Genomic DNA, 10869 nt, shown 5'->3' on the forward strand with positions numbered 1-10869 from the left:
CATCATCGCCAGTCGAGTGCGTTCCGGTTTCGGCGTTCTTCAGGTTCTACAGTTGAGAAGCCAGAGCGAGGGTCTCACTCCCTGAAAGGGACGCCTCGTTTTCCTGAGGCTTCACATCAGGAGCGGGAGCTGGACGTGGTGATGGAGAGGACGGGATGGCGTTCGGCATCACCGAGGCAATCTGCGGCGACGGTGTTTCCTTGTTGGCCATGCCGGGCATCACGCTGGCAACTGACGGAATCTGCTCAAGCTGCACCGGCTCGTGCCCGATCATCCGATACCAGCCAATATACGCCCCTACGACGACGACTAGCCCCGCCAGCACCAACGCACTGGCCGGAACAGTCTTTTCGGGCACGGGTGAGAGGAATGTCAGTTCGGGCTTTTTCACGACGCCACGCACTTCATGCTTGAAGCGTGCGACCATCTTGTCGGCCGGGAAGCCTAGAGCATTAGCGTAGGTGCGTAGAAAACCAAGCGCATAGGCACCGCCCGGTATCGTGTCTGTCCGGTCGTGTTCCAGCGCTTCAAGATAGGATTGTTTGATGCACAGCCAAGCCGCAACATCCGGAAGCGCCCACCCAAGGGTTTCACGACGGATTCGAAGAGCGGGGCCCACACCCATGGAATGAAAGTCAGGCAACGGGGTCGCCCATGCCTCGGAAACAGTCTCCTGTTCCCTTTCAGGGTTTCCATCCTGCTGCATGGTGTCTTCCTCGATTCGATTCGAGGTTTCCACACTCATTCAATTACTCCGCCGACAGCTCCGATGCGCCAGAGCACTGACCGCTTGCGCGACCAGTTCATCAATAATGGCGCTCACCGGCTGCACGCTCTTTACCATGCCAACCGACTGGCCCGCCATGACCGATCCATTCTCGACATCACCATCGATCACCGCCCGGCGCAAGGCTCCCGCCCAGAAATGCTCGATCTCGAGCTGCGCCTCTTCCTTGGTTAGCTCGTTTGCCTGAAAACGCCTCAACGTCTCCGCCTGATGAAGCAGGAAGTTGCGGCTGCCATCGTTCACCAGTCCACGCACCGGAATCACCGGGAAACGCTGATCAAGCTGCACGGATGTCACTGCGTCACGGGCGGCCGCACGAATAAACGCCTGCTTGAAACGTGGATGGGCAATGCTTTCTTCCGCTGCGGCAAAGCGCGTTCCAAGCTGAGCACCCGATGCGCCCTGCTCCAGCAGCCCCACAATCGCATCGCCGCGGGCGATGCCGCCTGCCACAAACACCGGCACTTCCGTAATATGCGGCAGAATCTCCTGCGCCAGCACCGTCAACGACACTGGCCCCACATGGCCACCTGCTTCCGCCCCTTCGATCACCAGAGCATCGACCCCCATGCGGATCAGCCGCTTGGCCAGCACAAGAGCTGGCGAGAAGGCAATGACCTTCGCTCCGCCGTCTTTCGCTGCACGGATTGCCGCGGCGGGGGGAATGCCTCCAGCAAGCACGATATGACCGACACTCGCCCGCAGACAGACCTGCACCAACTCATCAAGTTGAGGATGCATGGTGATCAGGTTCACGCCAAAGGGCTTCTGCGTGAGTGCCTGTGTCGCCGCTATCTCTTTGGCCAGAAGCTCGGGGCTCATCGCGCCACAGGCTATGACGCCGAAACCGCCGGCATTGGAGATGGCCGCCACAAGATTGTGCTCGCTCACCCACGACATCGCACCGCCAAGGATGGCGTATTCCGTTCCCAGAAACGCGGTCCCCCGCGACCAGAGCTGATCGAGCTCCGCTCTGGCGCGCTTTTCCAGAGCCGCATCGGGTGAGGCGACAGGAGCGGTCTTCGTATCGGCAGGAGAAGCGGCAGTCATCAGGTCAGGTTCCCGTCAATGCATCAGGATGGAACGGCGCAAGCTTACGCCGCGTCCAGTCCGTAAGCCGTATGCAGGGCGCGGATGGCCAGCTCTGCATATTCCGCCGGAATCAGCACCGACACCTTGATCTCACTGGTGGAAATCACCTGAATGTTGATGCCGCGCTCGGACAGCGTGCGGAACATCGTGCTGGCGACACCTGCATGCGAGCGCATGCCAACGCCGACAACACTGATCTTCACAACGGAATCATCCGTGACGACTTCGCCATACTGGATGCCGGGGCGCGCTTCCTCGATCACGGCCATGGCACGCGCGAGGTCCGTTTTGCTCGTGGTGAACGTCATGTTGGTCATGCCGTCTTCGCCCGTGCTCTGGACGATCATGTCAACATTGATGCTCGCCTCTGAGAGCGGGCCGAAGATCGCAGCGGCAATCCCCGGACGATCGGGAATGCGCCGCATGGAGATCTTCGCCTCATCGCGCGAGTAGGCGATGCCGGTAACGAGTTCCTGTTCCACGATTTCGTCCTCATCAACCACGAGCGACCCGGGCAGGTGGCCGTTCTCCTTGGGCGTTTCTTCCGTAAAGCTGGAGAGCACCTGCACCCGCACGCGCTCTTTCATGGCAAGTTCGACGCTCCGTGTCTGGAGCACTTTCGCGCCGACAGACGCCAGTTCCAGCATCTCTTCATAAGTGATCTTGTTGAGTTTGCGGGCCTTCGGCACGATTCGCGGGTCGGTCGTGTAGATGCCATCCACATCCGTGTAGATGTCGCAGCGATCCGCTTTCACCGCAGCCGCGACGGCGACAGCCGAGGTATCCGAGCCGCCACGTCCGAGCGTGGTAATGCGTCCGTCCGGCGATACGCCCTGAAAACCAGCGATCACAGGCACCTGCCCCGACTGCATGCAGCCGATCAAAGTGGCACCATCGATCGACTCGATGCGGGCCTTGCCATGTGCGTCATCCGTGCGGATCGGCACCTGCCATCCCAGAAACGAGCGCGCATTGATGCCGAGATTCTGAAGGGCGATCGCCATCAGGCCGCTCGTGACGCCCTCACCCGTGGCGACAACGGCGTCATATTCCTGCGGGTCGTAAAGCGGTGACAAGTTTTCGCAGAAACCCACCAGCTTGTTGGTCTCTCCGGACATGGCAGACACGACGACCGTGACCTCGTAGCCTGCCGCGACCTGAGCCTGAACCCGTTTGGCAACCGCACGGATCCGGTCGAGGTCGGCGACCGATGTGCCGCCGAACTTCATGACGATCCGGGATGGAGTACGCTCCATGATCTGACCTGTCTCCACTCCCCCGCCTCGGTGCGGAGGGCTGTCTTTTCCGTCGCGCACGAACGCTGGCAGGCTCTCCCCGCTGCGACCGACACGCGCCCTGTGTTACCTTCCCCCTCGGGGGGCAGCATTCGCGCCTGCTGGCGGCCACCACGAAGCAGCATCCGCATTCTGCAGGAACAACCATTGCCAAGGCGTGCAAGCCGCGTCACATACCCTTGCCCTTGGCTTACGTCCAGCCGCCAACGTCGTCGAAATTGCATAAGGTGCCGTGTTCCATGCATTCCTCTCATGACAGCGACAGACACGTCCCCGGACAACAGGCAGAGGCAGACAATGCCCACGCCGCTTCTGTCTCTCAGGAAGAGATCGCCCGCTTTGGCGCTCTTGCCCGCGACTGGTGGAATCCGACTGGCCCGATGCGCCCCCTCCACGCGATGAATCCCCTCCGGATCGGCTGGATCGACCGCCACCTGCCGCTCAGAAGCAAAAAACAGTCCCGCCTGACCGTGCTCGACCTCGGATGCGGCGCGGGGCTGGCCAGCGAGGCTCTCGCAAAGACGGGTCACGATGTTCTGGGGATGGACGCTTCTGCCGAAGGTGTCGCCGCTGCACGCCAGCATCTGGCAGAAAACCCACTTCCTTCCGCAGCAGAATCACTGGCCTACAGGGTCGGCAGCGCGGAAGAACTGGTCTCTGAAGGCGTGACATTCGACGCCGTCGTGGCGCTGGAAATCATTGAGCATGTGACGGACCCGGCGGCATTCATGACCATGCTCGCCAATCTGACACGGCCCGGTGGTCAGGTTTTCGTATCGACGATGAACCGCACCGCCCGCGCTTTTGCCTTCGCCAAGATCGGCGCGGAGTATGTCGCGCGCCTGCTCCCTGTCGGCACTCACGACTGGCGGAAATTCGTCACACCTTCAGAACTTGCCAGCTACGGGCGCCATGCAGGCCTTCGACTTGACGATATGGCAGGCATGACACCGGATCTGCTGGGCCGCTCATGGCGGGAAAGCCGCGATCTCTCGGTGAACTATATCGCAGCCTTTTCGAGGGACTGACGGCTCTCAGCCTCGAACATGTAATCACGCGTGAACGGCACGGCATCGATCTCGCGTGAAAGCTGAATCTGGAAGTTCATGTGCCCCTGCACTTCGAACGACAGTTCAGCTGCGGCGAGGTAGAACTCGAACATCCGGCAGAAACGCTCGTCATAAAACGCTCTCGCCTCATCGCGCCGGGCCGCGAACCGCTCCCGCCAGATAGCGATGGTTTTTGCGTAGTGCAGACGTAGAATCTCGCAGTCCGTCACCCACAGACCAGCTTTTTCGATAGCGGCGAACGTCTCGCTGAGACAGGGCGAATATCCGCCGGGAAAGATATATTTGTCGATCCACGGATTGGTGGTGCCGGGCCCGTCGTTGCGACCAATCGAGTGAAGAAGTGCAACGCCACCTTCTACGAGGCTTTCCCGCACTTTCTCAAAAAACGTGACGTAGTGGCCAATCCCCACATGCTCGAACATACCGACCGACACAATCCGGTCGTACTGGGTGCGGAGATGGCGGTAATCCAGCAGTTCAAAGCGAACGCGATCAGACAGCCCCGCTTCCTGCGCCCGCGCACGGGCGATGCGAAGCTGCTCGGTGGACAGGGTGATGCCGGTGACGATAGCGCCATAGTCCTTTGCCAGCGTCAGCGCCATGCCTCCCCAGCCGCACCCGATATCCAGCACGGAAAGGCCCGGACGATCCAGCAGCAGCTTGGAAGCGATATGGTGCTTCTTGGCTTCCTGCGCCTCATCCAGCGTTTCCTTTCCCGTGCGGAAATACGCGCAGGAATACTGGCGGTCCTTGTCGAGAAAGAGGTCGTAAAGCCGCGTATCGAGATCGTAATGATGCGCGACATTCTTGCGTGAGCGGGATTCCGGATTGAACTGAATCCAGCTGCGCCGGGCATAACGCGTGGTGGCCGCGATAGCCTCGCCCACATGACCAGCGGGCTTCATGGCGTTCAGCATCAGAACGTTCAGCAGATCGTAAAGCGAGCAGCCCTGTGGTTCCAGCCCGCGCTCCATGTAGGCTTCTCCGAAACCGAGCCCGGGATTGAGAAGCAGCCGCCGTTCGGCCTGCTGCGTGAGGAAACGCACACCGGCATGAGGCCCGGCCTGCGCGCCTTTGAATTGAGCTTTGCTGCCGTCTGCGAAAGTGACGTCCAGCGAACCGGTCGAAATGAAGCGGTGCAGGACAGTGTTAAGCAACGGTTTCATGCGTCATCCTCTGACAGTCTGGGACCGATCTGTGGCCCGGATTAGCGACTTCAGGCCGCACCATTGCACATAAATGCCCGCATCCACAGAAAGGATAACATCCTGATCACTCAACAAAACGTCCGATATATTTCGGGGCCAGATATTTGGGGGCAGGTAGCTTCAGACGGAGAGGCACATCCCAGTTCTCGCGTACGACGCCGACAATCCTAAATCCCGCCTTGAGATAGCCTGGCAAGGCCCGCGGATGATCCGCCGTGCAGGTATTCACTGTTACCCGCTGCGGATGCAGAAGCCACGCCAGTGAAAGAGCGTGGGAGAGAAATATTCTGCCAATCCCTCGACCGATCATCTCCGGCATCAGGCCGAAGTAAGCCAAGTTGATCGTTTTGTAAGGCCGCTTCTCAAACTCGCAGAACCCCCGAATGTCATCGCCCTCTTTCAGAAGAAAAAGGGAACGGCCCGGTTGGTCCAGAATGGCTTTCAGATCAGCATCGGACTTTACCTGCCGCATCCACCAGCAGTAGTCGCGTCCAATCCTGTCATGCAGCATTCGGTAAAGCGGAACTGTTGGCGATTTCTCAAGTTCTATGCTCCACCCCGCCGGGAGAGGCAGAGCCTGCTCCCTTGGCGGGTGGCGCATTTCGAGAAACGTGACATCCACCACAACACGACGTGTGGGTTCCATGTCTCAGTTATCGTCGAGAAAGGACCGGAGTTTGCGGCTGCGGCTGGGGTGCTTGAGCTTGCGGAGCGCCTTCGCCTCGATCTGACGGATACGTTCACGGGTCACGTTGAACTGCTGTCCGACTTCTTCCAGCGTGTGATCGGTGTTCATGCCGATGCCGAAGCGCATACGCAGAACACGCTCTTCACGCGGGGTGAGAGAGGCAAGCACACGGGTCGTGGCTTCCCGCAGATTGGTCTGGATAGCGGCGTCCAGCGGGATAATGGCCGTCTTGTCCTCGATGAAGTCACCAAGGTGGCTATCTTCCTCGTCACCGATCGGTGTTTCGAGAGAGATCGGCTCCTTGGCGATCTTGAGAACCTTGCGGACCTTCTCCAGCGGCATACCCAGCTTTTCAGCCAGTTCTTCCGGTGCGGGCTCACGACCGATTTCGTGCAGCATCTGCCGGGATGTGCGGACTAGCTTGTTGATCGTCTCGATCATATGAACCGGAATACGGATGGTCCGCGCCTGATCCGCGATCGAGCGCGTGATGGCCTGACGGATCCACCAGGTCGCATATGTCGAGAACTTGTAGCCGCGCCGGTATTCGAACTTATCCACCGCCTTCATCAGGCCGATGTTGCCTTCCTGAATCAGGTCGAGGAACTGAAGGCCACGGTTGGTGTATTTCTTGGCGATGGAAATCACGAGACGCAGATTGGCCTCGATCATCTCCTTCTTGGCGCGGGCTGAATCGCGCTCGCCACGGGCGACGGTGGCGTAAACACGACGGAACTCGCCGACGGACAGACCGGTGTCCTGCGCCAGCTCAGCAACCTGCTGGCGCAGGTCAGCCATCGTATCCGCGTGCTTGGCAATCAGATTTTTCCATCCCTTGCCCGGCAGGGTGGCGATCATGTCCATCCAGCCCGGATCGATCTCGTTACCGCGATATTTCAGCAGGAAGTCGTCACGGGACACCTTACAGCTCTCGGAGAGACGGAGCATGCGGCCTTCAAGAGAATTGAGGTTCTGGAACAGCTCCTTGAGCTGCATGACCAGTTCCTCGATACGATTGTTATGCAGATGGACCTGCTCAACTTTCGCCACCAATTCCTGTCGAAGCTGCTGATAGGCTTCCTCGGCTTTCGCAGTGGTCTCGCCGCCGCTCACCAGAGCATCGAGGCGCAGGCTCTGCATGGCCCGCAGCTTCTCGTAAAGCGGCTCGATTTCGTCGAACTGGATCAGGATATCGGGCTTGAGCTTTTCTTCGAGCGCGGACAGGGAAAGACCGCTGCCCTCTCCTTCGCCCCCTTCGACGTCTTCCGCTTCGTCGTCGGTATCGGCCTCTTCGTCCTGCTCGCCTTCCTCGCCCTCTTCAGGCACTTCCTCAGGACCGTTCTGGTCGGCCTGCATCGCCTCGAGATCGACGATGTCACGCAGGAGCATGTCGCCTTCCTTGAGACGCTCATGCCAGGAAATGATGGCGCGGAACGTCAGCGGACTCTCGCACAGGCCACCGATCATCTCGTTGCGTCCGGCCTCGATGCGCTTCGCGATGGCGATTTCGCCTTCGCGCGACAGAAGCTCCACGGAGCCCATCTCGCGCAAATACATGCGCACCGGGTCATCCGTACGACCGGCATTTTCACTGACATTGCCAGTGGGGCCTTCAGCGCCCTCGGCTTCCGCCTCTTCCTCTTCTTCTTCCTCGCCCTTGGCAGCCTTTTCCTCGGTGCCCTCGGACTCCTCATTGTCCTCGTTCTCGACAACCTGAATGCCCATCTCGGAGAGAATGGCCATCACGTCCTCGATCTGCTCGGAAGACATCTGATCCTGGGGAAGAACCGCGTTCAGTTCGTCAAACGTGATGTAACCGCGCTCGCGACCTTTGGCGATGAGACGTTTGACAGCGCCGGAACGGGTATCGAGGAGAATATTGTCCCCGTCCTGTTCACCAGATGCGGTGCTTGTTCCGGCTGCGGTCTTCGTTGCCATACCTGGATAGTCTCCCCCTGCCCGCTTTCCAGAACACGCGGAAAGCGGAACAGTTTAATACACGCAATAAAAAATTAGGCAGCGTGGAGGTGGTCGATCAGGCCACGGAAGTCAAGGGGGTGCTGGAAGCGTGTCGACAATAAAGTTGCCTCTTAGCCACATCTTGACGCCAAAATCAGCCGAAACCGTCCTCCATTCGCCTCAACGCGGTCAGCGCATCGATTCGCGATTTAAGTCTGTCCCATTCGTTCGGGTCCATTCCGTTCTGTATCCACAGGGCATTATCCCGCGCAACATCGGCCTCGAACTCCGCACGATTCAGTCTAGCGTAAAAATGCCACCATTGCATCTCCGGAGGCTCTTCGGGGTTGCCCGCATCTTCCGAACGCTGGGTGAGCGGCGCGCAGGCCGAGCGTAGAATGATCTCCGCACGTTCCGCCAGGTTCTGCGTGGCGAGCACACGCATGAGCCGGGCATGCATCTCTTCCGGGTTAAAACGGCCGTCATGGTCAAGATCATCGTCAGTGAAATCCATGATGGCGGTGCGGAGTTCTGCCAGATCTTCGGGGAGAGTGAGGCGACACCATGCCTCGCCGATACGCTCTGTCAGCCATGGATGACGCAGGGCGAGGTCGGTCAGTTTGACGAGACTACCTCGGTCACCATTGAAGACAGTGTCCTCACGACCATCGAGACTGACGTTGGTGGTGGGAGGAGCTGGTCCCCTGCCCTTGCCTTTGCCGCCCGTGAAGGGGGTGCGGTTGCCCCGGTAGGTTTTGAAGAACTGGTCGAGGAGGGTCGAGCGGTATTCGGCGGCGAGGGTTTTGTCCTCGATTTTCGCGGCGGCCTGCGTGAGGCGGCTGCGGAGGCCGGCGCGTTGCTCGGGGGTTGGCTGCGCGGGGGTGCCTTCGGAAAGGAGGTCGAAGAGCATCTCGGCCAGAGGGCGGGCCTGCGCGAAGAGGGTGGCGACGGCTTCGCGGCCGCGCTGCTGGAGCAGGCTGTCAGGGTCCTCGCCTTCGGGGAGGAGGCAGATGCGGAGGCCGCGTTCGGCGGAGATGAGGGGCAGCGCGGTTTCGGCGGCGCGGATGGCGGCGCGGCGGCCTGCGGGGTCGCCGTCGAAGCAGAGGATGGGCGATGGGGTGGCCTGCCAGAGGATTTCGAGCTGCTCGGGCGTCATGGCGGTGCCGAGGGGGGCGACGGCGCCGTGGAAGCCTGCCTGATGGAGCGCGATGACGTCCATGTAGCCTTCGACGACGAGCGCCTCGACGGGTGGAGCGCCTCTGGGGCGGGCGGCGCGGAGGGCTGGACGGGCGCGGTCGAAGCCGAACAGGAGGCGGCGCTTGGAATAGAGCGCGGTTTCGGGACCGTTGAGGTATTTCGGCTGCCCATCGCCGAGGATGCGGCCGCCGAAGGAGACGAGGTCGCCCCGGCGGTCGCGGATGGGGAAGGTCACGCGGTTCCAGAACAGTTCGCCTTTGGGGCGTCCCTGCTCGTCGAGGCGCATGAGGCCGGCTTCAGCCATCGCTTCCGGGGTGATGCCCTGCGGCTTGAGGGCGTCTACGAGGGCGTTGCGGCGGTCGCTGGCCCAGCCAAGGCCGAAGGCGGCGATGGTCTCGTCGGTGAGACCGCGTCGGCGGAGGTAGTCGAGGCCGGGGCGTCCGGCGGGCTGGTGCAGGTCGTGGGTGTAGATGCGCTGGGCGGCTTCGAGCACGTCGCCGAGGGTTTTCTGGCGGGCGGCTTCCTCGCGGGCCTTGGGGCTGGGCTTGGGGACGTTGAGCCCGGCCTCGGCGGCGAGGGTTTCGACGGCTTCGGGAAAGCCTTTCCCTTCGATCTGCATGACGAAGGAGATGGCGTCGCCGTGCGCGCCGCATCCGAAACAGTGGAAATGGTCGTCGTAGACGTAGAAGGACGGGGTTTTTTCGCCGTGGAAGGGGCAGCACCCCTTCCAGTTACGGCCTGAGCGCGTGAGTTTGACGCGACGAGCGATCAGGGGCGCGAGTGGGGTTCTCGCGCGGAGTTCGTCGAGGAAGGCAGCGTCAAGGCTCATGCGACCATGATTTAGGCGGTGAGGGCGGCCTTGACGAGACCGTTTGCACGGCCGAGGTCAAGGGTGGCTCCGAATTTGGCTTTGAGCGCGCCCATGACCTTGCCCATGTCCTTCATGGTGGTGGCGCCTGCTTCGGCGATGGCGGCTTCGACAGCGGCCTTGAGCGCGGCTTCGTCCATTTCCGGCGGCAGAAATTCGCGGATGACTTCGATTTCGTGCTGTTCCTTTTCAGCGAGATCTTCCCGACCACCTTCGAGGTACATTTTCACGGATTCCTGCCGGGACTTGACCATGCTGCGGAGCGTAGAGGTGATGTCGTCACCCGAGAGCGCCTCCTTGCCCTGCCCGCGAGCAGCGATGTCGGCGTCCTTGATCTTTGCGCCGATCATGCGGAGCGTGGTGACGCGCTCTTTCTGACCGGCCTTCATGGCGATCTTGGTTTCGTCAGCGATACGGGTGCGGGTGTCGGTCATGGGGTGGCGTCTCCAGCTGTGGGCGTCTGTGGGGCATGACCTATAGCTCCTACTTTTTATTGGCAACTCAGGATTGTTTCACATTGACACAATTTAGGTTGTGTCGAGATATATATTATGAATGTCGAACCAGGTGAAAAATGCATTTCCTCCAGTCCACTCAACCTATCTTACTATTTATTCTCGTCACCTTTCTTGTTGTCGTTCTATTTTTTGGATTCGCAAAATTAATAGACTATAACTATAAAAAGAAATTCCAAGATGTCATAAA

General features: G+C 60.2%; 9 protein-coding genes. 1 reads left to right on the forward strand and 8 read right to left on the reverse strand.

What is annotated here, in order from left to right; all coding sequences use genetic code 11:
- Positions 1-46: 46 nt before the first annotated feature.
- Genes ABF824_RS13850 through ABF824_RS13860 form a run of 3 tightly spaced genes read right to left on the reverse strand, consistent with a single transcriptional unit; the run spans position 47 to position 3135 of the window.
- Positions 47-745, reverse strand: a complete 699-nt coding sequence (locus tag ABF824_RS13850; protein ID WP_415489592.1) for a helix-turn-helix domain-containing protein — start codon at positions 743-745, stop codon at positions 47-49.
- Positions 746-1837 (reverse strand): NAD(P)H-dependent flavin oxidoreductase, encoded by a 1092-nt coding sequence (locus tag ABF824_RS13855; protein WP_415489593.1) that lies wholly within the window; start codon positions 1835-1837, stop codon positions 746-748. It abuts the gene before it with no gap.
- A 44-nt stretch (positions 1838-1881) separates the two neighbouring features.
- Positions 1882-3135, reverse strand: a complete 1254-nt coding sequence (locus ABF824_RS13860) for an aspartate kinase (RefSeq protein ID WP_415489594.1) — start codon at positions 3133-3135, stop codon at positions 1882-1884.
- 278 nt (positions 3136-3413) lie between these two features.
- On the opposite strand from ABF824_RS13860, the gene ubiG reads away from it, so the two are divergent.
- Positions 3414-4202, forward strand: a complete 789-nt coding sequence (gene ubiG / locus ABF824_RS13865) for a bifunctional 2-polyprenyl-6-hydroxyphenol methylase/3-demethylubiquinol 3-O-methyltransferase UbiG (protein ID WP_415489595.1) — start codon at positions 3414-3416, stop codon at positions 4200-4202.
- On the opposite strand, the gene ABF824_RS13870 is transcribed toward ubiG, so the two are convergent.
- The 5 genes from ABF824_RS13870 to ABF824_RS13890 all read right to left on the reverse strand — a co-directional run bounded on the left by ABF824_RS13870 (position 4175) and on the right by ABF824_RS13890 (position 10598).
- The gene (locus tag ABF824_RS13870; protein WP_415489596.1) at positions 4175-5410 is read right to left on the reverse strand and encodes a class I SAM-dependent methyltransferase; all 1236 of its coding nucleotides are present in this window, start codon (positions 5408-5410) and stop codon (positions 4175-4177) included. The genes ubiG and ABF824_RS13870 overlap by 28 nt on opposite strands.
- Before the next feature lie 106 nt (positions 5411-5516).
- Positions 5517-6098 (reverse strand): GNAT family N-acetyltransferase, encoded by a 582-nt coding sequence (locus ABF824_RS13875; RefSeq protein WP_415489597.1) that lies wholly within the window; start codon positions 6096-6098, stop codon positions 5517-5519.
- Between the two features lie 3 nt (positions 6099-6101).
- Positions 6102-8078, reverse strand: a complete 1977-nt coding sequence (rpoD, locus tag ABF824_RS13880; protein WP_415489598.1) for an RNA polymerase sigma factor RpoD — start codon at positions 8076-8078, stop codon at positions 6102-6104.
- A gap of 175 nt (positions 8079-8253) precedes the next feature.
- Positions 8254-10125 (reverse strand): DNA primase, encoded by a 1872-nt coding sequence (gene dnaG / locus ABF824_RS13885; protein ID WP_415489599.1) that lies wholly within the window; start codon positions 10123-10125, stop codon positions 8254-8256.
- A gap of 11 nt (positions 10126-10136) precedes the next feature.
- Positions 10137-10598 (reverse strand): GatB/YqeY domain-containing protein, encoded by a 462-nt coding sequence (locus ABF824_RS13890; RefSeq protein WP_415489600.1) that lies wholly within the window; start codon positions 10596-10598, stop codon positions 10137-10139.
- Positions 10599-10869 lie beyond the last annotated feature (271 nt).

Source organism: Acetobacter sp. (assembly GCF_047721705.1).
Lineage (GTDB): Bacteria > Pseudomonadota > Alphaproteobacteria > Acetobacterales > Acetobacteraceae > Acetobacter.